Here is a 25803-nt window from a genome sequence, read left to right on the forward strand (position 1 = left end):
CAGGCCCCCTCGGACAGATTCGTGGGTCACATCTTCGCCGGTTTCCCGGCGGAATACAGCCAGGTCGCGAAGAGCGCCTCGAGGTTCTTTCCGGACACGCCCGCCGCCAGCGCCTCGAACTCGGCGGTGGTGCCGTGGGCGTGGCGGTGGTCGGCGGCCCACTTCTTCAGGATGGTGAAGAACGCCTGGTCCCCGACGGCCTCGCGCAGCTCCTGCAGGGTCATCGCGCCGCGCGCGTAGCTCGGTACCCCGAACAGGTGCGACAGGTCGCCCGGATCGCCGGGCGGGTAGGACCACAGCTGGTCGGTGGCGGGCTTGGCGTACAGCTGGGCCAGCCGGTCGTGCGGACCGGCGCCGCCGTGGCCCGCGTCCCAGAGCCACTCCGCGTAGGTGGCGAAGCCCTCGTTGAGCCAGATGTCCTTCCACTGGGTGACCGTCACCGAGTCGCCGAACCACTGGTGGGCGGTCTCGTGCACGAGGGTGTCCAGGTCCGGCGCCTCGTCGTACACCGGCCGGGTCTGCGCCTCCAGGGCGTAGCCGATGTCCTTGTCGTGCATGACGATCGCCCCGGCGGAGTCGAACGGGTACGGCCCGAACAGGCTCTGCTCCCAGGTGATCACGTCCGGCAGCTGGTCCAGCACGTCCGCGGCGTCGTCGGCCTCGGCCGGATCGACGGCGGTGTAGACGGGCAGGCCGCTCGCCGTCCAGTACTGGTCCACGTCGAACCGTCCGACGCTGGCGGTGGCCAGGTAGGCGGCCATCGGCGCGCTCTCGTGCCAGCTGAACGTCGACCGACCGGCGGCGGTGTGCTGGGTGCGCAGCACGCCGTTGCCGACGGCGGTGTACCCCTGCGGGACGGTGACGGTGATGTCGTACGTCGACTTGTCGGCCGGGTGCCCGTTGCAGGGGAACCACGTCATCGCCCCCTGCGGCTCCCCGGCGACGAAGGCGCCCTGGTCGCCGGGCAGAGCGGTCCAGCCGTCGCTGGACCCGTCGGCGTCGGTGAGGGCGTGCGGCGTGCCGCCGTAGTCGACGGCGATCTTGAACTCGGCGCCGTCGGCGACGGAGTGGCCGAGGGAGATCTCCAGCTTCTGGCCGTTGCGGTCGTACCCGACCGCCTGGCCGTCGACCGTCACCCGCTTGACGTCGAGCCCGGCGAGGTCGAGGTCGAAGCCGGACAGGTCCTGGGTGGCGGTCGCGGACAGGACGGCGGTGCCGTCCAGGCGCTGGGTCTTCGGCTGGTAGGTCAGCGCCAACGCGTAGTGGCGCACATGCAACCCTCCGTCCCCGGAGAGCGGCAACAGTGGATCCCCGACCCCGGCCGAGCCCTTCGTCCCCACGGGCGCGGACGGGGCGGCAGCCCCGAGCATTCCACCGACCGCGAGCACGGTCGCGGTGGTGGCAAGAATCAGACGGTTCGTCACCTGACCAACCGTAAGTTCGACAAACCGTCACCAGCTCGCCGAAGTAGCCCGAAAGGAGACATCAGTCACTTTCCGGGCTACTCGGAAGGGGCGGCGGTCAGTCGATCGACAGGGCCGGCCCGGACTCCAGGTAGGTGGTCCGGGAGACGCCCCCGGCCTGCCAGAAGACGTCCTCCAGCACCGTGGCCGTCCTCGGGTCCACGATCAGGGCCTCGCTGCCGTTGACCCCGGCGAAGGCCAGCTCGGTCCCGCTGCGACCGGCGTGGTCCTTCACGGTGCCGACCAGCTTGACGCCGCTCAGCCGGCCCAGCGCCTTGAACAGCGCCGCCCGCAGCGCCGGACTCGCCGGGGAGTCACCGAGGATGTTCCCGGCCTGCCCGAAGACGTCGCGTCCGCCCTGCTGCCCGGCGGACATCATCGCGAGCAGCGTCGCCGGGTCGGTGGGCAGGCGGTCGAGGCCGTTCCAGTCGACGAGCTTCGCCCCCACGGCCCAGGAGGGGGCGCCCTTCTTGTACGTCCTGCCCTTGCTCCGAATGACGTAGCCCTCCCGCGAGACGTACTCGGTCACCGTGCTGGTGTGCCCACCCACCACGGACCTGAGCTGCACCTTCCAGTACGGGGCGGTGGACGCGGACTGGGCCTGGGCCACCTCGGAGACGCCGTCGAGGAAGGTCGTCGCACCGACCGCGGGCTGCGGCGGCTGCGCGGTCGCGCTCAGGCTGTTCGCCCTCGGCGCCTGCTCCCCGCCCGTCGCGACCACGACGCCCGCCGCGACGGCGGCAAGGGCGAACACCGCGGCCAGGCGACGGCCCGTCACCATCCGGCGCGGGCGCGCCGGGGCGACCGCCGAGGTGGCCTGCTCCGCCGAGGCCGCGGCAAGGACCGCCGCACGGGCGCGGTCGAGGACCTCGGCGGACGGCGGGGCGACCCGGCCGGCGGCCTGGAGCGTGTCGGCACCGGGGAAGTCGAGGTATTCGGTCGTCGTCTCGTTCATCGCAGGCCTTTCGAAAGCAAGGGGGGTCTTGCGAGGCAGAAAATGCAGAGGGGGGAGGTGCGGGCGGCGGCGCTTCACGCCGGTTCGCCGCTGACCGTCAGACGCGGGGCGCGCCACGAGGGCGTCAGCCGCTCGCGCATCCGACCCCGCGCCCGGTGCAGTCGGGAACGGGCCGTCCCGGCGGGAATGCCGACGACGGAGGCGGCCTCACTGGGCGTCAGCTGCTCCCAGGCCACCAGCAGCATCAACTCCCGCTCCTCGGCGGGCAGATCGGCAAGGGCACGGCGCAGCTGCGGGGCGAGTGCAGCGGCGTCGAGACGCTGGTCGACCGCCTGCCAGGGGTCGCTGGTCTCCGGCGTCGGCACGGCCGTGTCCCGGCCGGCGCGCCGCAGGTGCAGCAGCAGGACGTTGCGGGCCACTCCGAAGAGCCAGCCCCGCGCCGTCCCCAGGACGGGATCGAAGCCGCGCCGCGCGGCGAAGGCCTGGAGCCAGGTCTCGGCCAGCAGGTCGTCGGCGGCGTGCGGCACGCGACGGGCGAAGTAGCCGTGCAGGGCCGCGGAGTGCTGCTCCACCAGCGGCGTGAAGGCCGTGGCGTCCTCGGTCGACCGCCTCAGCAGTGCGTCGCCGGCCTCGTCACGGTGGTCCGGTTCCACGGATTCTCCGTCTCTGACCGCCCGGTGGCGGTCTCACCCCGTACTTGACGCCTGCGGCGAAAGCGTTCGCGGCAGGGCCGTCAGTCTCCCGCCCCGCGAACGCCCGGCGGGCGGACGGTCAAGTACCCAGTGAGCGCGGGCATCCGAATCCCGCGACGGACGAACGGATCTGACGATGAGGACTGCAGGACGCAAGCACCGCACGGCGCGGTCCGCCGCCGCCGTGGTGGCGGCTGTCGCCGCGGGGGTCTCCTGCCTGGCCGTGGGGCCTGCCGCCCAGGCCGTCAGCCCGCCCGGCTGGACGGTCCAGCGGACGCCCGCGCTCAGCGGCACGCTGCTGTCCGTCGCCCGGCTGGACGCGCACACGACGCTGGCGGTCGGCAACATCATGGTCGTCAAGGGTCCGGGCCGTCCGCTGCTGCTCAGCCGCGACGACCGCGACCACCGCGGCTGGCGGGTCGTGCCCACGCCGGAGGACGCCCGCACGGGCGACATCTACAGCTCCGTCTCCGCCTCGTCCACCAAGGACGCCTGGGTGACCGGGGTCTCCTTCACCGGCCTGACGGTTCCCGCGGAGCACTGGAACGGCCGCACCTGGCAGACCGCGGAGGTGCCGGTGCCGGCCCACTCGGGCGCGGGTGTACACGTGGCCGCCGTCTCACCGGGCGACGCCTGGGCGGCGGGCTGGTACTTCCCGACCGGGGCCTCCGAGACCCGTCCGCTGCTGCGCCACTGGACCGGCGCGGGGTGGCACGCGGTGGCGCTGCCGCACGGCTCGGACGTGGCGAACCTCGTCTCGGTGACGGCCACGTCCGCGCACGACGTCTGGGCGGTGGGCTACTCGACCCGTGACCAGCCGAGGGTGCTGCACTACGACGGTCGCACCTGGACGCAGGTCGCGAAGCTCGGCTTCCACGGCCTCTACGGCGAGGTGGGCGGCGTCGCCGCGCACGGCCCGAACGACGTCTGGGCGGTCGGCCGGGTGCTGACCGGTGAGCACGACCGCGGGCACGCGCTGGTGCTGCACTGGGACGGTCACGCCTGGCACCAGGTCACCGCGCCGCGGGACGCCGGCCCGCTCGCGTCGGTGACGCTCACCCCGCAGGGCATCCTCGCGGTGGGCGAGAACGCGGCCCAGACCGCCGGTATCGCCCTGCGCTCGACCGCGACGGGCCTGGCCGAGCAGGCGCTCCCGCGGGTCGCGGGCACCTCCCCGGACCCCGTCGCGGTCACGTCGGAGGGCAACCGGATCACCGTGGTCGGCGAACTCATGCCCCCGACAGCGGCGTTGCCCTCCCCGCTCATCCTGGCAGAGCCCTAGAGGGGCGCGAGGAACTGCGCGAGCAACCGCCCTGTGCGGATGGCCCTGTCACTGGGGGACCATCCGCTCAGGTGGCTTGTCGCGCAGTTCCCCACGCCCCTGAACAGTGCGACTACCTGCGGGAGCGAATCCCTACAGGTTGCCGCGGCGCTCCTGCTCGCGCTCGATGGCCTCGAACAGCGCCTTGAAGTTGCCCTTGCCGAAGCCCATCGAGCCGTGCCGCTCGATCATCTCGAAGAAGACCGTCGGACGGTCCTGCACCGGCTTGGTGAAGATCTGCAGCAGGTAGCCGTCCTCGTCGCGGTCCGCCAGGATCTTCAGCTCGCGCAGCTCCTCCAGCGGGACGCGGGTCTCGCCGACCCACTCGCCGAGGGTGTCGTAGTAGGAGTCCGGGGTGTCCAGGAACTCCACGCCCGCCGCGCGCATCGCGCGGACCGTGGCGACGATGTCGTTGGTCGCCAGGGCGATGTGCTGCACGCCGGGGCCGTTGTAGAACTCCAGGTACTCGTCGATCTGCGACTTCTTCTTCGCGATCGCCGGCTCGTTCAGCGGGAACTTGACCTTGCGGGTGCCGTCCGCGACGACCTTGGACATCAGCGCCGAGTACTCGGTCGCGATGTCGTCGCCCACGAACTCCTTCATGTTCGTGAAGCCCATGACCCGGTTGTAGAAGCCGACCCACTCGTCCATCTTGCCGAGCTCGACGTTGCCCACGCAGTGGTCGACGGCCTGGAAGAAGCGGTTGCCGGGGGCGACCATGGGCGCCTTGGCGACGTAGCCGGGGAGGTAGGGGCCGTCGTAGCCGCTGCGGTCGACGAGGGTGTGGCGGGTCTCGCCGTAGGTGGCGATGGAGGCCAGGACGACGGTGCCGTGCTCGTCCTTCAGCTCGTAGGGCTCGACGAGCCCCGTCGCGCCGTGCTCGATCGCGTAGTCGTAGGCGTGGCGGACGTCCGGGACCTCGATGGCCAGGTCGATGACGCCGTCGCCGTGGGCGGCGACGTGGCGGTCGAGGAACTCGCCGCGCTCGGTCGTCGCCTTGATCACCGAGGTGAAGACGAAGCGGGCACCGCCCGAGGTCAGCACATAGCTCGCCGTCTCACGCTCACCCGTCTCGGGACCGGAGTAGGCGACCAGGCGCATGCCGAACGCGGTGGAGTAGTAGTGGGCGGCCTGCTTCGCGTTGCCGACGGCGAAGACGATGGCGTCCATGCCCTTGACCGGGAAGACGTCGGTCTGACTGCTCATGGTGGAACACCTCCGAGGGTGAGGCCCCGTCGAGGCCCGCTCCGCGTACCGTCTCCCCGATCAATGAGCTGCGCAACCATGCCCCCTCGCCCTGCGCATGCTGTACAGCTCGCCCCCTTGGGGAGGGTCACAGCTGCACAGATTGCTCAGCAGGCGGGAACCGTCCCGGAGCCGGACTGCAACGCCTCCAGCGCCTTCACCGCCTGGTCCAGCGTGGTGACCGGGACGAGGCGCAGGCCGTTGGGGGTGTCCACCTTCGCGTCCGAGCACTCGCCCTGCGGGACCAGGAACACCGTGGCGCCGTCCCGGGCGGCCGCCTTGGTCTTCAGGGAGACGCCGCCGACCGCGCCCACGTTGCCGCTGTCGTCGATCTCGCCGGTGCCCGCCACGACCGAGCCGCCGGTGAGGTCGCCGGCGGCGCCCTGCTTGCCGCTGCCGTTGCCCTCCAGCTCGTCGATGATGCCGAGGGTGAACATCAGGCCGGCGCTGGGACCGCCCACGTCGGCCAGCTTGAGGTCGACGTGGACCTGGGAGGGGGAGAGCCCCACGAAGCTCAGCGCGGCCGTGGTCGCGGACTCCTGCGACTGCTGCATGGCCTGCTGGTTGACCTGGTTGGCCTCGCTCACCGACTGCCCGGAGGGGTAGACCGAGTCGCGCGGGACGACGGCCCGGTTCGGGTCGTTCCAGGCGCTGACGATCTCCGGCAGGCGCGGGCTGTAGTCCGGCAGGGTGGCGGCGATGGTGGTCATCCGCAGCTGGCCGTCGGTCTGCCGGGTCGGGTGGCCGGTGATGGTGATCACCTCGGTCCCCTGGTAGCTGCCGAGCGTGTTCACCGAGATGCCCGGCTGGAGCACGGTGAACGGCAGCGGCACGCCCACCGCCGTCGCGATCGGGGCGGCGACCAGCACGGCGCACAGGATCAACCGGTTTCGGCGCGGGGCGAGCCAGGAGAGGTAGGAGGACACGCCCGAATTCTAGGCAGAGGCCCGGGGCAACCTCACAGAGGCACAGTGCTCGGCGCAGCCGGTCCGCCCGGCCCGGGCGGACCCGGGCACAGGCGGTCCGTCTCAGCGCAGCGCCTCGGAGACCTCCAGCGCCGCCTCGACGACGCGCGGGCCGACGCGCTGGGAGGTGGTGTCGGCCAGCATCAGCACGCCGACGCTGCCCTCGATGCCGACCAGGCCGCGCAGCGGCGCGGCCGCCGTGTGGGCGCCGGAGCGCTCGTCCGCGGTACCGGTGACCCACTCCTGCTCGGGGTGCGGCTGTCCGTACGCTCCGGCGCGGGCCGCCAGGATGGCGCGTCCGGCCGCGTTCTCGGCCAGCGCGTGGCGCACGCCCGTCCGGTAGGCGACGTGGAAGTCGGTCCAGCTCGGCTCGACGACCGCGACGACCAGCGCCTCGTTGCCGTCCACCAGGGTCAGGTGGGCGGTGGCGCCGAGGTCCTCGGCGAGGCTGCGCAGGGCCGGCAGGGCGGCCTCCCGCAGCAGCGGGTGCACCCGGTGGGAGAGGCGCAGCACCCCGAGCCCGACGCGGGCCCGCCCGCCGACGTCGCGCCGCACCAGCCCGTGCTGCTCCAGCGTGGCCAGCAGCCGGTAGACGACCGTGCGGTTGACCTCCAGCCGGGCCGCCAGCTCCGTGACGGTCAGGCCGCGTTCGGCATCGGCGAGCAGCTTGAGCACGCGCACGCCGCGGTCCAGCGTCTGTGAGGTCTCAGCGGTCACGCGCGTCTCCTTCCAAGAGGACGCCGAGGTCTTCCGTGAGGCTTCCTTGACGCACGGTCCAGCTCGGGTGGGTGCGAGGACCGTAATGAGACTGCACCGCTGTGCGGAAGTACTCGTCCAGATTTCGGTCACCATTCGTTATCCAAGGCGCCGCAGGAATTGGACGAATCAGCCTGTTCGGGGCATCGGCCCAGGCCAGCACCGGGCAGGGCTAGCCCAGTCGCAGCAGGCCCTCGCGGACGGCGGTCGCCACCGCCGCGCCACGCGTGTCGACACCGAGCTTGGTGTAGATGCTGGCAAGATGCCCCTTGGCCGTCGCCTCGCTGATGTACAGGCGGGCGGCGATCTGCCGGTTCGGCAGCCCCTCGCCGAGGAGCTGGAGGACCTCCACCTCGCGGGCGGAGAGCGTCGGGACGTTGCCGCGGACGCGGCGCAGGACCCGACGGACCGCGGTGGCGCCGAGGACGGTCTCGCCGCGGGCAGCGGCCCGGATGCCGGCGAGCAGGGCACCGGGGTCGGTCTCCTTGCCGAGGAAGCCGACGGCGCCGGCGTCGATCGCGGCGAAGATGTCCGTGTCACTGCTGTGCGCGCTGAACACCAGCACCGCCGGAGGCGTGTGCAGGGCGTCGAGGCGGCGGAGCAGGTCGAGGCCGGAGGCGGTGCCCTGGCCGAGGTCGAGGTCGAGCAGCACGACGTCGGGGCCCTCGCCGGGCGCGGCCTGCTGGATCAGGGCCATGGCCTCGCGGGCGCCGGAGGCCTCGCCGATCAGCTCGAGGTCGATCTGGTCCTCGATCAGCACCCGGAGGCCGAGCCGGATCGCGGGGTGGTCGTCGACGACCAGGATCCGAGCACTGGCCTCGGAAACCGGTCCACGCACTGCCACGTCCGCATCTCTCCTTGGGCTGTTTCGAGGGATCAGTCTAGAGGGCAGGCTTCTCGCGCCGCAGGGCAATGGTTGGTTTCAGCCACTTACCAGTCGCCCCGCGGGTCTGTCCAGGTTCGATTGGTTGGTTTTTCTGCACCCTTTCAGTCCGGTTTGATCCCTGCGAAGGGGGGATGAACCATCGTGACCGATCAGTAATGATCAGTAGAGCCGGTCGGCGAGGAGGCTGCCCGGCGCTTCGCACACAACGGGCTGCACGACGGGGGGATACCGTCCGGCACCCTCCCCCGGCCGCAGACCGGGGGGCACCATTGAAAGGTTCGGACAGGCACGATGAACAGCACGCTGCGTGGCCAGATCACGATGGAATTGGCGACCACGGCCGGACTGAGTTACCAGATCCCCGTGCGGCTCGCTTTCCACCAGGCCACATCCTGGGCGATCGAGCTCACCTTCTTCCTTCCCGGCGACGAACCGGTCCAGTGGACCGTCTCGCGGGAACTGCTGCTCGACGGACTCAGCACGGTCGCCGGCGAGGGCGACGTGCGGGTACGGCCCCTGGAGTGGGAGGACGACGACCTCGTCGCCATCACCCTGCGCTCGCCGGAGGGGGAGGCGGAGCTGATCGCGCCGCTGACCGCCCTGCACGCCTACCTGCTGCGCACCGACATGATGACGCCGTTCGGCGAGGAGTTCAGCGACGAATGGCTCGACCGCGGCATCACGCGCCTGCTGACCGGCGCGGAACTGCACAACTGACCCGATCCCGCTGAAGGAGTCGGGGCCGGACGGATCGGCGGTCGCGGTGGGGCGACCGCCGGCTCGCGCGAGGCGGGCCGATCGCCCACCGTTCGGGCCCTGAGCCGGTCAGGCCGTCAGCCGGGCCGGGCCCGCCGGCGGCGGCAGTTCGACGGCGATGATCGTGCCGCGACCGACCCGCGAGATCAGCTCGAAGGCACCCCCGACCCGCTCGACCCGCTCCCGCATGGCGTCCAGGCCCACCCCGCGCTCAGCGGACTCCGGCCGGTCCGCGCCCGCGACGATCCCGGGCGGCAGCCCGACGCCGTTGTCCCGGACCTCGACGTTCAGCCGCTCGGCGCCGTAGCTCAGCACCACCTCGACCTGGGTCGCCCAACCGTGCCGCAGCGCGTTGTTCACGGCCTCCTGGATGACCCGCAGCATCGCGCTCTCGGTCGCTATCGGCAGCCGGAACGGCTCGCCCCGCAGCGTGTAGACCAGCCGCTGCCCGACCTCCTGCATCGCCTCGCGCACCAGCAGGGTGCGCTGGACAAGCGTGACGTAGCGGTCCACCGCGCTCGGCAGCCCGCCCTCGCCGAGCTCCGAGAAGGCGATCCCGTGGACCATGTCCCTGGCCTGCCCCAGCGCCACCGAGTTGATCTCGGCGGCGGCCCGCAGCCGGGTCCGCGCCCTGTCCAGATCGGCAACGGGCGGCATCGCCTCGTCGGCGGCCTTCAGCAGCATCGCCATCGCCGACAGGCCCTGCGCCACCGTGTCGTGCACGTCCTGCGCCAGCCGCCCACGCTCCTCCGCCCGGCCGGCCTCGCGCTCCTCCTGCCGTTGCTCCTCGCAGACCCGGCGCAGCTCCGCGATGAGGATCCGGTCACGGGTGCGCAGCATCCGGATCTGCGACAGGCAGCGCGCCAGCCACAGGGCCAGACTCGCCCCCACGACCAGCCCGAGGGTCGCCAGCGGATAGGGGGGTTGGTGCACGACCAGGCGCATCACCAGCGCCCCCGTGGTCAGCCCGCCGACGGCGAGCCACGGCGGCGCGGGCAGCATCAGCAGGTAGACGAAGTAGAGCGGGACGACCAGGAGGTCGAACTCCATCCGCAGGGCCGTCAGCGACAGCCACAGTGCGGTGAGCGCCACCAGCCACAGCCCCGCCTCGGCGACGACCCGCGGGGCCGGGTTCCAGGCCCGCACGTCGGCGTCCACCCGTCGCGCGACCTCCGGCGCCAGCCCGTACACCGCGGCGAAGGCGAGGCTGAGCCCGATCGTCGCGGCGCGCGCCCGACCCGGGTCGAGGATCGTCCCGTGCAACAGGATCAGGGCCAGCAGCCCGAGCGTGCCCAGGTGCAGTGGTGCCCCCAGCTCCCGGACGGTCCGCGCCACCAGCGCGCGGACCCGTGCCGAGGTGCCGCCCCCTGCGGCGCTCACTTCACGGAGCCTCATGTCACCGCTCATCCTGCCGTGGTTCGTCCCAGTCGGTCTGGGCGCTCGGTCTGTGCAGCCGGTCCGTGCGGCCAGCTCAGTCGATCTTGGTCGCCCACTCGCGGATCTTGCCGATCCGGGCCTGGAGCTGATGCGCCGTCGCCTGCGCGGTCAACGGACCGCCGCAGACCCGCCGCAGCTCGTTGTGGATCGTCCCATGGGGCTGGCCGGTGCGGTGGTGCCACGCGCCGACCAGACCGTTCAGCTCCTTGCGCAGCTCCTGGAGCTGCTGGTGGGTGACGACCGGCCGCTTCTCGGCCTCCATCTCCAGCAGGTCCGCCTCCTCGGCGGGCTTGGTCTTGCTCCGCTGGATCTGCCGGCTCTGCCGACGGTGCAGCAGCAGCCGCACCTGGTCCGGCTCCAGCAGACCGGGGATGCCGAGGTAGTCCGACTCCTCCTCGGAGCCGGCATGCGCCTGCATGCCGAACTCCTTGCCCTCGTAGAGCACCCGGTCGAAGATCGCGTCCGACTCCAGCGCCTCCCAGGGCGTGTCGTCGAGCCCCCCGTCAGCCTCGTCCTTGGTCTTCTCGGCCTCCGCCAGCAGCGCGTCCTCCTCACCGAAGAGGTCGTCCTCCTGGGCCTTCTTCGGCTTGTCGAGGACGTGGTCGCGCTGCAGCTCCATCTCGTTGGCGAAGCCCAGCAGCGTCGGGATGGTGGGCAGGAACACCGAGGCGGTCTCGCCGCGGCGGCGCGTGCGCACGAAGCGGCCGACGGCCTGGGCGAAGAACAGCGGCGTGGAGATCGAGGTGGCGTAGACGCCGACGGCGAGCCGCGGCACGTCGACGCCCTCCGACACCATGCGGACCGCGACCATCCAGCGGTCCGTGGAGTCGGTGAAGTCGGTGATCCGCTGGGAGGCCTCCGCCTCGTCGGACAGCACCAGCGTCGCGCCCTGGCCGGTGATCTCCCGAATCATCTTCGCGTAGGCGCGGGCGGACTCCTGGTCCGAGGCGATCACCAGCGCGCCGGCGTCCGGGATCGACTTGCGCACCTCGCTCAGCCGCTGGTCCGCGGCGCGCAGCACGTTCGGCATCCACTCGCCGTGCGGCGACAGCGCGGTGCGCCACGCCTGGGCGATGACGTCCTTCGTCATCGGCTCGCCGAGCGTGGCGGCGAGCTCGTCCCCCGCCTTGGTGCGCCAGCGCATGTTGCCGCTGTAGGAGAGGAACATCACCGGCCGGACGACGTGGTCGGCGAGTGCGTTGCCGTAGCCGTAGGTGTAGTCGGCGACGCTGCGCCGGATGCCGTCGCCGTTGTCGCCGTAGCTGACGAACGGGATCGGGTTGGTGTCGGAGCGGAACGGCGTCCCCGTGAGCGCGAGGCGGCGGGTGGCCGGCTCGAACGCCTCAAGACAGGCCTCGCCCCAGGACTTCGAGTCACCGGCGTGGTGGATCTCGTCGAGGATGACCAGCGTCTTGCGGTTCTCGACGCGGTTGCGGTGCAGCATCGGGTTGACGCCGATACCCGCGTAGGTGATGACCACGCCGTGGTAGTCCCGCGAGAGCGGCCCGCTGCTGTACGCCGGATCGAGCCGGATCCCTATCCGGGCGGCGGCCTCGGCCCACTGCTTCTTCAGGTGCTCGGTCGGCGCGACGACGGTGACCTGCTGCACGACGTGGTTGTGCAGCAGGTACGACGCCAGGGTCAGCGCGAAGGTGGTCTTCCCGGCGCCCGGGGTCGCGACTGCGAGGAAGTCGCGCGGCTGCGTCTCGACGTACTTCTCCATCGCGGCCTGCTGCCAGGCACGCAGCTTTCCTGCCGTACCCCACGGGGCACGGCCGGGGAAGGCGGGCGACAGGTGGTGCGGGGCGTGGGAGGTGCTGCTGGCGGTACTCACGGTCTCCGGCGGGGTCGACGTCAGGGGCGGTGAGCCGCAGGGCTCGATCGGACAACCCGGCAAGCTTACCGGCGCGCACACCGGTTCCCCGGGACGCTTGACAGCAAGTTGCACCCTCCAGGGCGCGACGCTCCACCACGTGGGCTCGACCGGCTCGGATCGCTCCCGCAGGTACCTGCCACCTCCAGGGGCGCGGGGAACTGCGCGACAAGTCACCCACGCAGGTGGAAGGCCGAACGAGCGGGGCCGTCCGCCCGCCGGTGGTTGCTCGCGCAGTTCCCCGCGCCCCTGAGGTGTCGCCGCTAAGGACGTGCCCGAAGACACACCGCGACGCCGGCGAGCATCACGACGACCATCGCCCCGAAGACCGCCACGAAGCCCGTCGTCGACCCCGTGCCGAGTGAGGTGAACAACAACCCGCCCAGCGCCGTACAGACAATGTTCCCGAGCGCGTCACTCACCTGGAGCGACGCGGAGTTCGCTCCCGCCTCCTCCGGCTCGGAGAGGTTGAACAGCAGGACGCTGACGCTGGCGATCGCCAGCCCCATGCCGCAGCCGCCCAGGGTCCACGCGGCGAAGACGAGGAACGCCGGCGCCGCCGGCAGGGAGGCCAGGGCCACCAGGGCGATCGCGACGGCGCCCGCGGCCAGCCCGGCCTGGACGAGGCGGAGACGGTGCCTCTCGGCGAACGGGCGGCCCTGGAGCCAGGAGCCCACCGCCCAGAAGATGCCGCCGCCGGCGAGGGAGAGGCCCGCCAGTGTCGGGGAGTAACCGTGCTGGGTGACCAGCATCAGCGGGATGAAGGCCTCGGCGGAGATGAACGCGCCCGCGGCGATGCCGCGCAGCAGGATCACCGTCGGCAGGCCGCGCTCCGCGCGGAACGTGCCGCGCGGGAGGAGACGGGTGGCGGCCGGCCCCAGCAGTGCGGCACCCACCACGGCCGGCAGCAGCGACCACAGGTCCAGCCGCTGCGTGGCGTACTGCAGCAGCCCCGCTCCCGCCGCCAGCGCCAGCGCCAACCGCAGGCGCCGCCGGTCCAGCGGCTGCCCGGCCGCGTCGCCCGCGCCGATGCCGCGCAACTGCGGCAGCATCAGCACCAGCGGCGCGATGATCAGGACGGGGATGGAGAGGAAGACCCAGCGCCACCCGAGGTGCTGGGTGACGGTCCCCGACACCAGCGGCCCGATCACCGAGGGCAGCACCCAGGAGGCGGCGAAGGCCGCGAAGACCTTGGGTCGCAGCCGCTCCGGGTAGCGCAGGCCGACGACGACGTAGAGCGCCACGATGACCAGCCCGCCGCCCAGCCCCTGGGTGACCCGCCCGGCGACGAAGGTCCACATCGTGGTGGCGGTTCCGGCCAGTACCAGCCCCACCCCGAAGACGCCGATGCCCGCGCCCAGCGGCACCAGGGGCCCGCGTTTGTCGCACCACTCCCCCGAGACCACCATGGCCAGCAGGCTGGCGGTGAAGTACCCGGTGAACGCGAAGGCGTAGAGCCCGAGGCCGTTCAGCGAGCGTGCGGCGACCGGCATCGCGGTGTTGACCGCGGTCGCCTCGAAGGCGATCAGCAGCACGCAGGCCACGATGCCGATCGTGAGCATGCGATAGGGCCGGTTCAGGATGCCGGCCGTCCGGTCGGCGTCGTCGATTCCGGTCGGGTGGGCGAGGGTCGTCACCGGCCCCATGGTAAGGGGTGGGAGCTCTGTTCGCTCCTGTCATTCATGACGCCGGATGTCGCCTTCGTTGCGTCCCGTGAAGTCTCCCCCGCCGTCGTTGACGGCCCCTGGGGGCCGCCCCGTAACGTCGTTCCCGAAGCAAGGAGCAGCACCAAGCAGTACCCCGCCCGTGTGCCCGAGTGGTTGAGGGAGCCGCCTGCAAAGCGGTTTACGCCGGTTCGATTCCGGTCATGGGCTCCACCGCACAGCGTCCGCCCGCGTGTGCCTCGAACTCCTCGGGGAACGCGGCCAACGCACTCAGCAGCAGCCGCGACGCGGCGTGCGTGGGGGGATCGTCCACGCGCTCCGCCGCCTGCGTGGACCAGCGCACCACCGCGTCGAACGCGCCCGGCTCGGCCAGGTCGTCCAGCGCGGCCACCATCCTGACCACGTCCCCGCGGCAGCGCGGGGCCGCCAGCGTCAGCACCCGGGCCGTCTCCGCGACCGCGCAGCGGTCGCGCGGCAGCATGCTGATCACCCGTGCGCTCCCGTCCCGCGGCTCCCACCGCGTGTCGAGCGCCCGCGGGGCGGGCAGCCACACGCCCGTCACACCGCCGAGCAGCACCGCCCGCGCGGCGCGGGCACCGCTCCCGCCGAGGAGCGTGCGCACGGGCGTCCCGGCCGCGGTCTCCACGACCTGCGGCAGCCCCGCGCCGGTGTGCACGGTGCAGAGCACACTGCCCGGCACCTCCGGCGTCCCAATGGCCCGGAACCACGCCGGGCCGTAACGCGCGATCAGCGCGATCTGCGCGAGCGTCTCCGCGGCCACGGCGAGGGGCCGGGCCTGCCCGGAACGGCGCAGCACCCCGTCCACCTGCCGCAGTCCCTCCTCGACGAGGCGCGGCGCGCGGCGCAGCACGGTCTCGTTGTTGTGACAGGTCGGATCCCCGTCCCCGCTGATCACGAGCACGCGGCTCGCGGGCTCGTCCAGCCGAGCGGCGAGCGCGGGCAGACCCGCGTCGGCGAGAAGGGGAACGAGGTCGACGCCGAGGGGCGGCGGTCCCTCGATCGCGTCCTGGGCGAGGAGACGCGGCAGCGTCAGCCGGTGGGTCGCGGTGGCGGACACGGGTGGGCTACCTCTTCCGCGCGACCACGACGGTGCCGGACTTCGGGGAGAGCCGCCGCAGAGGGGCTTCGCCCGGACGCTTGCTGGCCGCGGTGAGGATCATTTGGGGACTCCCGTCGTCGTTGGTGTTCTTCCGACTACGGGTTCCACGTTGCGCCCCCGGCATGAGAGCACCATGAGCGAACCGTCGCTTTTGCACTAAAGAGGCAGTTCCTCGCGCCCCTGAGGTCACACCGAAGCGTCCTCGGGTTGGATCGGGAGGCGGGTGATGGGCATGCCCGTGGCCGCGCGGACCGCTGCGGCGATCGCGGCCGGGGCGACGACCGCAGGCGCCGCGCCGACGGCCTTCGCGCCGAAGGGGGCGACGACGTCGCGGTCCTCGATCATCGCCGCGACGCGGATGTCGGGGGCGTCCAACGCAGTTGGCAAGCGGTAGCCGACCAGCGACGGGGCGAGGACACGCCCTTCGCCGACCGCCAGGTCCTCCATCAGGGCCAGGCCCAGCCCCTGCGTCACACCCGCCTCGATCCGCGCCTCGATCTGGCGCGGGTTGAGCGCGCGGCCCACGTCCTGCGCCGCGGTGACCTCGACGACGCGCACGGTGCCGAGGTCGATGTCCACGTCCACCACGGCCCGCATCGCGCAGAAGCCGAGGCCGACGAAGGCGTCGCCCTGGCCGGTCTCCGGGTCCAGCGGCTCGGTCGGGTGCGGACGGCACTGGGCGGTGGCCCACAGGTCCTTGCCCTCCAGCGCCTCGACCACGGGCACGCCGAGCACCCCGTCGTAGGAGGTGATCCGGCCGTCCTTGATGCTGAGCAGCTCCGGCGACATGGCGAAGCGCGCCGCCAGCGGCTGCAGCAGTTGCTGGCGCACCATCAGCGCCGCGCGCTCGATCGCCCCGCCCGCGACCCACGTCTGCCGGCCCCGCGCGGACGGCCCGGCCGCCGGCTGGTCGGTGTCGACGGGGGCGATGTAGACGTCCTCCACGCCCAGGATCTCCTGGACGATCTGCTTGGCCAGCGTGGCGAAGCCGGAGCCGGGGTCGACGGCGGCACAGATCACCGACGCCTGCGAGCCGGTGACCCGGACCGACGCGGTGGCGACCTCGTCCTCGCCCTCGATGCCGAGCATCGGGACCATGCCGATCGCGTAGCCGATGCCACGCCGCACCGCGGCGGGGTCGCCCGCGCCGGCGGGGCCCTCCGGCAGCAGCCACTCCGCATCCGGACGGTCGACCGGCAGCGGCGGCAGCGGCTCGTCGGCGACGGCGTCCAGCAGCTCGCGCACCGGAGCGGGGCAGGTGACGGCCTGTCCGGTGGGCAGCAGGTCGCCGGTGGCCATGATGTTGCGGCGGCGGATCTCCAGCGGGCTGAGGTCCAGCGCGGCGGCGAGCCGGTCCAACTGGGACTCGTACGCGAAGCAGGACTGCAGCGCGCCCTCGCCGCGCATCCGTCCGGACGGCGGGTTGTTGGTGCGCACCGCCCAGGCGTCGACGAACACGTGCGGGACCACGTAGGGCCCGGCCGCCAGCGCCGCGGCGGACGCCAGCACCTCGCTGGAGACGTCGGCGTAGGCGCCGCCGTCCAGCAGGATCTGCGCCTCGACCTTGACCAGACGGCCCTCGGCGTCGGCGTGGTGCCGGTAGCGCAGCAGCGCGGGGTGGCGGTGCGGGTGGGAGAGGAAGGACTCCTCGCGGGTCAGCACCATCTTGACCGGGTGGCCGGTGCGGGCGGCGAGCAGCGCAAGAGTGGCCTGGAAACCGAGGTCGTCACGGTCGGCGGTGGCACCGGGGATGCCGCTGACGACGAGCCGGACCCGGTCCGGCTCGATGCCCAGGCACAGGGCGATCCGGTCCCGGTCGCCGTGCGGGTCGGTCGTGGCGACGTGCAGCTCGACGCCGCCGTCCGGACGCGGCACGGCCAGTCCGGCCTCGGCGCCGATCGGCGCCGGGTCCTGACGGCCCACCTGGTACATGCCCTCGACGACCACCTCGCCGACGACCTCCGGGTCGCCGAAGCGCAGCGGCAGCTGGCGGAAGAGGTTGCCGTCCGGGTGCAGCGGCGGTGCGTGGAAGGCCTGGTCGGGGTCGGTGAGCGCGGCCAGCGGCTCCCACTCGACCAGGATCGAGGCGGCGGCCAGCCGGGCGGTGTCGGGGTGGTCGGCGGCGACCGCGGCGAAGGGCTCGCCGTGGTGGCGCACCACCTCAGCGGCCAGGATCGGCCGGTCGGCGACGTAGGGGCCGGTCGGGGCGCCGTTCGGCAGGCCGTCCGGGCCGGGCGGCAGGTCGTCGGCGGTCAGCACCGCGTAGACGCCCGGCATCGCGAGGGCGGGCCGGGTGTCGATGGAGACCATCCGCGCGTGCGCGAACGGCGAGCGGGCAAGCGCGCCCCAGAGCAGGCCCTCGGCCCACAGGTCGGCGGCGTAGGGGTAGACACCCATCGCCTTCGCGACCCCGTCCTCGCGCAGCGCGGACACGCCGATGCCGACGCGCTGCGCCCGGATCGCGTCGTCGATGTCCGTCACGGGCGTGGCGGCGGACGAGGGCGGGCTCGCACTGGCCGTCAGCAGCCCGCCCAGGGCGGCACCGGTGGCGCTGCCGGGGGCGCCCTCGCGCACGGTGGCGAGGTTGGTCAGCGTGGTCTCGCCATTGCCGCCCGCGGCGCCGGTGGCCCCGGCCGCGTCGGACGGGCTGGAGGGGGTGCTCACGAACCGGACTCCTGGCCGTGCTGGTGGGGCAGGACGTAAACACCGGTCGCCGGGTCGAGCCCACCGGGCACCCCGGACGCGCGGCCGTACTCGTAGGGCTGGTCCGCGACCTGACCGGCGTCGAAGCCGTCGGCCTCGGGCCCGGACACCACCGGCATCGAGATCGTGCCGACGTGGAACGAGCCGGTGACGTCGGACGGCAGGCCCGCCGCGCTGGTCGCCGCGCCCGCGAAGGACCCTCCGGAGGTCGCGGCGGAGGGCACCGGGGCCGGCGAGGGCGTCGGGTCGGCCTGGTCGACGGCGCCCCGTCGCCGCGCGGCCGCCTGGGCCCTCATGCCCGCACCGAGACCGGCACCGAGGCCCGAGCCGAGGCGCAGCTCCCCGGTCTGCCCGGACACCCTCCCGGCCGACGCGGCCCCAGCGGCGCCGGCGGGCTCGGCCACCGCCTGCTCGGGCACGGTCGCCCCGGAGTACGCGCCGGCGGGATAGTCCTGCTGGCCATGGTCCGTACCGGAATGGTCCGCGACGGCGTAGCCGGTCGCGAACTCCCCCGCGGGGAACTGACCGGTGGCGAACTCACCCGTCGGGAACTCACCGGTGGCGAACTCACCCGTCGCGAACTGGCCGGTCGCGAACTGGCCCGTGGCGAACTGGCCGGTGGCGAACTGGCCGGTCGCGAACTCACCCGTCGCGTGGTCCGGCGTCAGGTGGAACTCCCCCGTCGCCGGGCCGGCGGCGGCCCCGCCGACGACCGGCATCTCCTGCGTGCCGCCCGGCGCCGTCATCAGCAGCGTTCCGCCGGCCTCACCCGCGGCCGAGCGGACGTCGGAGCCGTCGGCCTGGCTCGGGAACCGGCCGCCGAACGGGCCACCCGGGTAGGGGCCCTGGCCGCCGCCGTACGGCTGCTCGTGAGGCTGGTCGTGGGGCTGGTCGTAGGTGCCGGTGGCGTAGCCCTGCTGCGGATAGGCCTCCGGCTGCGGGTAGCCGTCCTGCTGCGGGTAGCCGGGAGCCGGGTAGCCGCCGTCGTATCCGCCGTGCTGCGGCGGGACGTCGACGTAGACCGGCAGTTCCGCCTCCACGTCGTACCCGTCGTCCTCACCCTGCGGCGACTGCTCGTACGACTCGTACGACTCGTAGGGCTCGTACGGGTCCAGCTCCGCCTCGTCGTGACCGGCGGCGGCGGGGAGCGGGATCAGCTCCTCGACCGGGGAGGTGGCCTCGATCAGGGCGTCGGCGGGGCCGTCGCCGAAGAACGGAGTGGCGGTCGACTCCTCCTCCGGCGCGTCCTCGTCGTCCGCGCGGGAGGCGGCGACCGCCTGGACCGCGGCGAGCGCGCCCCGGTAGCCGGTGCAGCGGCAGAGGTTGCCGCAGAGCGCCTGACGGGCCTCCAGCTCGCTGGGGTGGTGGTTGCGTTCCAGCAGGTCGTGCACGGCCATGGCCAGGCCCGGCGCGCAGTAACCGCACTGCACGGCACCGCTGTCGGCCAGCGCCTGCTGCACGTCGGAGGGCACGCCCTCCTCGGCCAGGCCCTCGACCGTGCGGATCTCGACACCGGCGGCGAGCGCGGCGGGCACCAGGCAGGCGGCGGTCAGCTGGCCGTCGACCTGCACCGAGCAGGCCCCGCACTCGCCCTGCTCGCAGCCGCCCTTGGCACCGGCCAGCCCCAGCCGCTCGCGCAGCACGTACAGCAGGCTCTCGCCGATCCACGCGTCCGCGACCGGGCGCTCCACGCCGTTGACGTGCAGCGTGTAGGAGCTGCGCGGCGAGTCGTCCGCGCCGAACCCCAGCGGGGAAGTCAGAAAGTCCGTCACTTGAGCGCCCTCCCGAGTGCGCGGCGGGCCAGTACGGACACGGTACGCCGAAGCCGCGCCGTCGTGGGGACAGGGCTCTCGCTCCCTGTGTCCGGTACGCACGCGGAGGCGACGTACTCGCCGAACGCCTGCGCCACGCCCGGGTCGACGGTACGCTCCCCGTCCCAGTCGATGCAGCCGGCGACCCACTGCTCGGCCTCCAGCGGCCGCAGCGGCACGGGCGCGACAGCGCCGACCGCACAGCGCACGGCCCGGCGGGCCGGGTCCAGCACCAGCGAGACCGAGGCGACGGCGCGGGCCGGCCCGGTGCGGCCGCCCGACTTCAGGAACACCTGCGGGGCGTGCAGCAGCGGAACTCGGACAAATGCCAGCAACTCGCCCGATCGCAGCGGGTCCAAACCGGTCAGAAGGTGACTGACCGCCACTTCTCGGGCGCCGTCCGCACCGACGAGCGTCACGGTCGCCTCCAGCGCGGCGAGCACCGGCAGGGTGTCACCGGACGGGTGGGCGCTGACGATGTTGCCGCCGAGCGTTCCGACGTTGCGGACCTGCGGCGGACCGACGGTCGCGGCGGCCTCGGCGAGGGCGGGGATCAGCGCGGCGAAGTCCGGCCGGGCCATGCGGGAGTGGGTGAGACCGGCGCCGAGCAGGGCCGCGCCGTCCTGGTACTGCCAGCCTCTGAGCTCGGTGACCCGCCCCAGCCCCAGCAGCGCCATCGGGCGCAGCAGGCCCGCGTTGACCGCACCCATCAGGTCGGTCCCGCCCGCGACCGGTACCGCCCCCGGCGACTCCGCCATGGCGCGGACGGCCTCGTCCAACGAGGCCGGGAGCATGATCGTCTGGTTCACTCGTGTCCCACCGTGCTCGGGCCGCTCACGCCGCCACCCTCCTGGCCGTACGGTACGTGGAAACGCACCCGTCGCGCACCCTCCTGTTGCGGCGTGGAGGGACAACCATGGCACACGGTTCCGAAGGGGCGACTCGCGCCCCTGGGGGTGGCCACCCGAGGTCAGCCTTCGAGCGGGCGGCCCACGACGCCGGGACGGGTCTGCCACGGACGGGGTCCGGCGGGATGGCGGTACTCGACGCCGAGCGCGTCCAGACGCGCGTAGTGCTCGGTCATCCGCTCCGCGAAGTCCGCGAAGTCGCGAGCCTCCGGCTCGCGGGGCAGCTCCGACCACGCCACCTCCGCGAACGCGGCAAGGCGCGGGAACGCGTGGTAGTCCACGGAGCGGGCGTCGTCCATGAACTCCGTCCAGACGTTCGCCTGAGTGCCGATCACGTGCCCGGCCGCCGCGGCGTCCTGACGCAGCTCCGGCGGAACGGGCTCGTAGCGGTAGACGTCCTCGAGGGTGCGCACGAAGCCGACGGGGATCGGCTCGTCCGGCCGCGCCGACTCCCGGTGGTCGAGATAGACGTGCTGCTCGGGGCACATCACCACGTCGTGCCCGGCCCGCGCCGCGGCGATCCCGCCCTCGTACCCGCGCCACGAGGACACCGCCGCTCCAGGCGCGAGCCCACCTTCCAGAATCTCGTCCCACCCGATCAGGCGCCGTCCGCGCGCCGCCAGCCAGCGGTCGAAGTGGCGCAGGAACCAGCTCTGCAGCTCGTCCTCGTCGGCGAGCCCCAGCTCCTTGATCCGGGCCTGGGCCGCCGCGCTCGCGCGCCACTGCTCCTTGGGGCACTCGTCGCCGCCGAGGTGGACGAAGGTGGAGGGGAAGAGCTCCAGCACCTCCTCCAGCACGTGCTCGTAGAACCGCAGCGTGGCGTCCTCGACGTTGAGCACGTTCGGGTTGACGCCCCAGTCGGTGAACGTCGCCAGCGCCGCCGTGTCGACCACGTCCACGTTGCCCAGCTCGGGGTGGGCCGCGATCGCGGCCTGCGAGTGACCGGGGATGTCGATCTCGGGGACGACGGTGATGTGGCGGGCCGCCGCGTAGGCGACGATCTCGCGCAGGTCGTCCTGGGTGTAGAAGCCACCGTGGGGGCGGTCGTCGCGGCGGTTGCCGTCGCGGTAGCCGACCATCGAGCGCTCGCGCCAGGAGCCGACCTCGGCGAGGCGGGGGTAACGCTTGATCTCGACCCGCCAGCCCTGGTCGTCGGTCAGGTGCAGGTGCAGCACGTTGAGCTTGTGCGCGGCGGCGAGGTCGACATAGCGGAGCACGTCCGCCTTGGGGAGGAAGTGGCGGGCCACGTCCAGCAGCAGGCCCCGCCAGCCGAAGCGCGGCGCGTCCTCGATCGTGAGGTGCGGCAGGGACCAGGCGTCCGCCGCGATCGCCGCACGGCGGTACGCCTGCGGGCCCAGCAACTGGCGCAGCGTCTGCGCGCCCCAGAACAGGCCGGCGGGGCTGCCGCCGTCCAGCCGCACGCCGTCGGCGTCGACGACGAGGCGGTAGCCCTCCGCGGCGAGGCCAGGGTCCAGGGTCAACCGGAGTCCGCCAGGACCGGGCAGCAGCGGCAGGCCCGTGGCCGCGCCGAGCTCCGCCCGGAGCCAGGCCGCGACCGGCTCCGCGCCGGGCGCGCTGCCGAGCGCGGTGTCGGCGGTCAGGTCATAGCGGCCCGCCCCGGCGGGCCGGGTGAGGGACAACGGCGCGGGGATGAGGTTCATGCGCCCCATCCTGCCGCGCCGCCCCGCCCAAGGACTAGACCAATAGTGCCGACTCGCCGGGCACCGCGGACCCGCCCGGCTACTTGTCCTTGCCCTTGCCGCCCTTGCCCTTGTCGTCGCCGGCCTCCATGCCCTCCCAGATCTCCTTGCACAGGGGGCAGACCGGGTACTTCTTCGGGTCGCGGCTGGGCACCCAGACCTTGCCGCAGAGCGCGACCACGGGCGTGCCACTCAGCGCGCTCTCCATGATCTTGTTCTTGTCGGCGTAGTGCGCGAACCGCTCGTGATCGCCGTCGCCATGGGAGGTCTGCGGGACCTCCTCGATCAGGGTGCCGGTACCGGTCGCGCGCTCGGGCTCAAGGGTGCTCATGGTGCGCAAGTCTAGTTCGGCGCGGTACGGAACGGTCCAGACCCGGGCGAGGGCTTCGCCACGTACCGCCCTCGGCCGCGCTCGGTCCAGCGGCTCAGTTCAGAGTGGGATCGTCCGCGTACGTCGCCACCAGAGCCAGCTCGCCGCGCTGGCGGCGCAGCACCGCGCGCCACAGCCGTTCCGGGGCGGTGACCGAGACGTCGCCCGGCTCGGAGTCCACCACGAACCAGGCCCCCTCCAGCAGCTCGTCCTCCAACTGCCCGGGAGCCCAGCCCGCGTAGCCGGCGAAGACACGCAACGCACCGAGCTCCCCGACCAGGACCTCCGGCGGCGCCTCCAGGTCCACCAGGCCGATCGCGCCGTGCACCCGGCGCCAGCCCAGCACCTCGCCCTCGCCCTGCTCGCCGGGGACGACGGCCAACGCGAGCGCGGAGTCCAGCCCGACCGGGCCACCCTGGAAGATCACCGGCGGCTCTCCCGCGAAGTCCGCCCACGGCTCCAGCACCGCGCCGACCTCCACCGGCGTGGGCCGGTTCAGCACGACGCCGAGCGAGCCCTCGGCGTCATGGTCCAGCAGGAGGACCACGGCACGGTCGAAGTTGGGGTCCGTCATGGCCGGCGTGGCCACGAGCAGACGCCCGGTGAGCGAGACGGACTCCGTCATGCCAGACATGATCCCGCACCCGGCGCCGCTACGGCACGCGAACGCGCGGTCCTGCCGCCCGGTCCTCCCATGTCCTGCCGTGACCTTGCCCACAGGCCCGCACCCCCGATCTCCGCCCCCGCCAGGCACGGAGCGCATCTGCGGCGGACGGGAACCGTGGACACGACCATTACCATCTCTCAGGGCGCGTGCACCCTTGCGCACCTTCTTGACCATCCGACTCCCCCGACCTCCCCAGGATCGCGAGAACATGACCGACGATGTCCTGATCGTCCACGGCGGAACGCCGCTGGAGGGTGAGATCCGTGTCCGCGGCGCGAAGAACCTCGTGCCCAAGGCCATGGTGGCGGCCCTGCTGGGTCACGAGCCGAGCCGGCTGCGCAACGTTCCGGACATCCGTGACGTCAAGGTCGTGCGCGGCCTGCTGCAGCTGCACGGGGTGACCGTGCGCGCCGGCGAGGAAGAGGGCGAGCTGGTGCTCGACCCGACCTATGTCGAGAGCGCGAACGTCGCCGACATCGACGCGCACGCCGGCAGCTCGCGGATCCCGATCCTTTTCTGCGGCCCGCTGCTGCACCGCCTCGGCCACGCGTTCATCCCGGGCCTCGGCGGCTGCGACATCGGCGGCCGCCCGGTCGACTTCCACTTCGACGTGCTGCGGCAGTTCGGCGCGGTCATCGAGAAGCACCCGCAGGGCACCGTGCTCAACGCCCCGCAGCGGCTGCGCGGCTGCAAGATCGAGCTGCCCTACCCGTCGGTGGGGGCGACGGAGCAGGTGCTGCTGACCGCGGTGCTGGCCGAGGGCGTCACCGAGCTGCGCAACGCGGCCATCGAGCCGGAGATCGTCGACCTGATCTGCGTGCTGCAGAAGATGGGCGCGATCATCTCGATGGGCACCGACCGCACCATCCTCATCACCGGCGTGGACCGTCTGGGCGGCTACAACCACCGCGCCATCCCGGACCGCCTGGAGGCGGCCTCCTGGGCGTGCGCGGCGCTGGCGACGCAGGGCGACATCTACGTCCACGGCGCCCGCCAGCTGGAGATGATGACCTTCCTGAACACCTTCCGGAAGGTCGGCGGCGCGTTCTCGGTCGACGACGACGGCATCCGCTTCTGGCACCCGGGCGGCGAGCTGAAGGCCATCGCCCTGGAGACGGACGTGCACCCGGGCTTCCAGACGGACTGGCAGCAGCCGCTGGTCGTGGCCCTGACGCAGGCCTCCGGCCTGTCGATCGTCCACGAGACCGTCTACGAGTCCCGTCTCGGCTTCACCTCCGCGCTGAACCAGATGGGCGCGCACATCCAGCTCTACCGCGAGTGCCTCGGCGGCACGCCGTGCCGCTTCGGTCAGCGCAACTTCCTGCACTCGGCGGTCGTCTCCGGCCCGTCCAAGCTGCAGGGCGCCGAGCTGGTCATCCCCGACCTGCGCGGCGGCTTCTCCTACCTGATCGCGGCGCTGGCCGCGCAGGGCACCTCGCGCGTCCACGGCATCGACCTGATCAACCGCGGCTACGAGAACTTCATGGACAAGCTGCGCGCGCTGGGCGCGCAGATCGAAGCGCCGTAAAGGCGCTTGGGGGGCGCGAGGAACTGCGCGAGAAACCACCCGATGCGGATGGCCCTGCTCGTTGAGGACCATCTGCACGCCGGTGGCTTGTCGCGCAGTTCCTCGCGCCCCTGAGTAGTGCAACTACCGCCTGGTGAAGACGTGCACCGTGCCCGCCGGCTCGAAGCCCCCGCGGGCATACCACTCCTTCGGCCAGTCGTCCGCGTCGGCCAGGAGGAAGAGGAGCTGCGCGTCCGCCGCCCGGTGCAGGGCCGTGGCCAGCACCGTCGCGGCGTGGCCGCGGCCGCGGTGGGGTTCGGCGGTCACCAGGTCCTCGACCTGTGCGACGCCGGCCGCCCGGTCCTGGTAGAGGTCGGCCCAGGCCGCGACGGAGCCGTCCGCGTCCCGCACGGCCAGGAACCGGACCTCGTCGGCGCCCCGCAGACGGGTCGCGCGCCGCTCGACGAGGTGACGGACCGTCTCCTCGTCGGACTCCGGCCAGAACGCCCGCTCCTGGAGCGTCAACGCCGGTCGCAGCGTGTCCAGGTCCACCTCCTCGGCGGCCGGTGTCGCAGCGGGGCGGGCTCCCCGATGGATCATCACCAGGGCTGCTCCCTGCTGGTATCCGACGGCCTTCAGGAACGGCGCGCAGGCGTCTCCCAGGGGTCCTGGCAGGACGGTGACCATCCGGTGCCCCAGACCGTCCAGCAGCGCGTCCACGCGGCCGGCGAGCAGCTCCGGGTCGGTGTCACCGTCCACGACGACCTGGTTGTGCTCCCAGGATCGCGCGTATGCGGGGTCGCGCACCGCGAAGCCGCCGGGGAAGTCCGTCGTCAGCGCCGCCTGGCGGCGGGCGAAGGAGGCGAGGAAGGAGGCGACCCGGTCCAGTTCGCTTGAGATCATCCGCTCAGTCAAGCAGGCGCCCGGCCCGTCACGCCTCCGGATAAACGCCACGAGCCGGCCACCCCGCGGCTGCGGGGTGACCGGCTCGTGGGGACGCCAGG

General features: G+C 72.8%; 20 protein-coding genes, 1 tRNA gene and 1 pseudogene. 4 read left to right on the forward strand and 18 right to left on the reverse strand.

Annotated features, from left to right (window positions below):
- Window positions 1-26: 26 nt before the first annotated feature.
- From BMY61_RS20835 to BMY61_RS20845, 3 genes are all read right to left on the reverse strand, one after another.
- Complete coding sequence (locus tag BMY61_RS20835; protein WP_082015612.1) at window positions 27-1370, reverse strand: M1 family metallopeptidase; 1344 nt, start codon at window positions 1368-1370, stop codon at window positions 27-29.
- 151 nt (window positions 1371-1521) lie between these two features.
- A complete protein-coding gene (locus BMY61_RS20840) occupies window positions 1522-2418 on the reverse strand; it encodes a hypothetical protein (protein ID WP_042458839.1) in 897 nt (298 codons plus the stop codon).
- A gap of 74 nt (window positions 2419-2492) precedes the next feature.
- Window positions 2493-3071: an RNA polymerase sigma factor gene (locus BMY61_RS20845; protein WP_042458842.1), complete on the reverse strand. Its 579-nt coding sequence runs from the start codon at window positions 3069-3071 to the stop codon at window positions 2493-2495.
- 175 nt (window positions 3072-3246) lie between these two features.
- On the opposite strand from BMY61_RS20845, the gene BMY61_RS20850 reads away from it, so the two are divergent.
- A complete protein-coding gene (locus BMY61_RS20850) occupies window positions 3247-4392 on the forward strand; it encodes a beta propeller repeat protein (protein WP_075004003.1) in 1146 nt (381 codons plus the stop codon).
- 132 nt (window positions 4393-4524) lie between these two features.
- Here BMY61_RS20850 and hppD read toward each other — a convergent pair whose 3' ends face one another.
- From hppD to BMY61_RS20870, 4 genes are all read right to left on the reverse strand, one after another.
- Window positions 4525-5637: a 4-hydroxyphenylpyruvate dioxygenase gene (gene hppD / locus BMY61_RS20855; RefSeq protein WP_042458847.1), complete on the reverse strand. Its 1113-nt coding sequence runs from the start codon at window positions 5635-5637 to the stop codon at window positions 4525-4527.
- Between the two features lie 146 nt (window positions 5638-5783).
- The gene (locus BMY61_RS20860; RefSeq protein ID WP_042458850.1) at window positions 5784-6602 is read right to left on the reverse strand and encodes a S16 family serine protease; all 819 of its coding nucleotides are present in this window, start codon (window positions 6600-6602) and stop codon (window positions 5784-5786) included.
- A 102-nt stretch (window positions 6603-6704) separates the two neighbouring features.
- The gene (locus BMY61_RS20865) at window positions 6705-7358 is read right to left on the reverse strand and encodes an IclR family transcriptional regulator (protein ID WP_042458854.1); all 654 of its coding nucleotides are present in this window, start codon (window positions 7356-7358) and stop codon (window positions 6705-6707) included.
- A 211-nt stretch (window positions 7359-7569) separates the two neighbouring features.
- Window positions 7570-8241 carry a response regulator transcription factor gene (locus tag BMY61_RS20870; protein ID WP_236656634.1) on the reverse strand — a complete coding sequence of 224 codons (672 nt, stop codon included), beginning with the start codon at window positions 8239-8241 and terminating at the stop codon, window positions 7570-7572.
- Between the two features lie 333 nt (window positions 8242-8574).
- Between BMY61_RS20870 and BMY61_RS20875 the strand changes: the two genes are divergently transcribed.
- Window positions 8575-9000: an SsgA family sporulation/cell division regulator gene (locus BMY61_RS20875; RefSeq protein ID WP_052439457.1), complete on the forward strand. Its 426-nt coding sequence runs from the start codon at window positions 8575-8577 to the stop codon at window positions 8998-9000.
- Window positions 9001-9108: 108 nt separating this feature from the next.
- On the opposite strand, the gene BMY61_RS20880 is transcribed toward BMY61_RS20875, so the two are convergent.
- The 3 genes from BMY61_RS20880 to BMY61_RS20890 form a co-directional block, all read right to left on the reverse strand.
- The gene (locus tag BMY61_RS20880) at window positions 9109-10434 is read right to left on the reverse strand and encodes a sensor histidine kinase (protein ID WP_143094458.1); all 1326 of its coding nucleotides are present in this window, start codon (window positions 10432-10434) and stop codon (window positions 9109-9111) included.
- A 76-nt stretch (window positions 10435-10510) separates the two neighbouring features.
- Entirely contained in the window at window positions 10511-12310 is a 1800-nt protein-coding gene (locus BMY61_RS20885) for a DEAD/DEAH box helicase (protein ID WP_042458862.1), read from the reverse strand.
- Between the two features lie 302 nt (window positions 12311-12612).
- On the reverse strand, window positions 12613-13995 hold the full coding sequence (locus BMY61_RS20890; RefSeq protein ID WP_042458865.1) for an MFS transporter: 1383 nt from the start codon (window positions 13993-13995) through the stop codon (window positions 12613-12615).
- 156 nt (window positions 13996-14151) lie between these two features.
- On the opposite strand from BMY61_RS20890, the gene BMY61_RS20895 reads away from it, so the two are divergent.
- Window positions 14152-14226, forward strand: a tRNA-Cys gene (locus tag BMY61_RS20895).
- On the opposite strand, the gene BMY61_RS20900 is transcribed toward BMY61_RS20895, so the two are convergent.
- The 7 genes and pseudogenes from BMY61_RS20900 to BMY61_RS20930 all read right to left on the reverse strand — a co-directional run bounded on the left by BMY61_RS20900 (window position 14195) and on the right by BMY61_RS20930 (window position 23259).
- Window positions 14195-15091, reverse strand: a complete 897-nt coding sequence (locus BMY61_RS20900; RefSeq protein ID WP_075004004.1) for a hypothetical protein — start codon at window positions 15089-15091, stop codon at window positions 14195-14197. The two genes, BMY61_RS20895 and BMY61_RS20900, sit on opposite strands and share 32 nt — an antisense overlap.
- 228 nt (window positions 15092-15319) lie before the next feature.
- The gene (locus BMY61_RS20905) at window positions 15320-17614 is read right to left on the reverse strand and encodes a xanthine dehydrogenase family protein molybdopterin-binding subunit (protein ID WP_042458946.1); all 2295 of its coding nucleotides are present in this window, start codon (window positions 17612-17614) and stop codon (window positions 15320-15322) included.
- A gap of 1460 nt (window positions 17615-19074) precedes the next feature.
- Window positions 19075-19569 (reverse strand): annotated as a pseudogene (locus BMY61_RS45105) ((2Fe-2S)-binding protein); the annotation flags it as partial.
- Between the two features lie 35 nt (window positions 19570-19604).
- Window positions 19605-20441, reverse strand: a complete 837-nt coding sequence (locus BMY61_RS20915; protein WP_174514574.1) for an FAD binding domain-containing protein — start codon at window positions 20439-20441, stop codon at window positions 19605-19607.
- Between the two features lie 176 nt (window positions 20442-20617).
- Entirely contained in the window at window positions 20618-22216 is a 1599-nt protein-coding gene (locus BMY61_RS20920; protein ID WP_042458871.1) for a beta-N-acetylhexosaminidase, read from the reverse strand.
- A 79-nt stretch (window positions 22217-22295) separates the two neighbouring features.
- A complete protein-coding gene (locus tag BMY61_RS20925; protein ID WP_042458875.1) occupies window positions 22296-22586 on the reverse strand; it encodes a DUF3039 domain-containing protein in 291 nt (96 codons plus the stop codon).
- Window positions 22587-22680: 94 nt separating this feature from the next.
- Window positions 22681-23259, reverse strand: a complete 579-nt coding sequence (locus tag BMY61_RS20930) for a YqgE/AlgH family protein (protein ID WP_042458878.1) — start codon at window positions 23257-23259, stop codon at window positions 22681-22683.
- A 241-nt stretch (window positions 23260-23500) separates the two neighbouring features.
- Between BMY61_RS20930 and murA the strand changes: the two genes are divergently transcribed.
- A complete protein-coding gene (gene murA / locus BMY61_RS20935) occupies window positions 23501-24820 on the forward strand; it encodes a UDP-N-acetylglucosamine 1-carboxyvinyltransferase (protein WP_042458882.1) in 1320 nt (439 codons plus the stop codon).
- Between the two features lie 123 nt (window positions 24821-24943).
- Here murA and BMY61_RS20940 read toward each other — a convergent pair whose 3' ends face one another.
- On the reverse strand, window positions 24944-25702 hold the full coding sequence (locus tag BMY61_RS20940; RefSeq protein ID WP_042458885.1) for a GNAT family N-acetyltransferase: 759 nt from the start codon (window positions 25700-25702) through the stop codon (window positions 24944-24946).
- Between the last annotated feature and the right edge of the window lie 101 nt (window positions 25703-25803).

It is taken from the genome of Streptacidiphilus jiangxiensis (assembly GCF_900109465.1).
In the GTDB taxonomy this organism is placed as follows: domain Bacteria; phylum Actinomycetota; class Actinomycetes; order Streptomycetales; family Streptomycetaceae; genus Streptacidiphilus; species Streptacidiphilus jiangxiensis.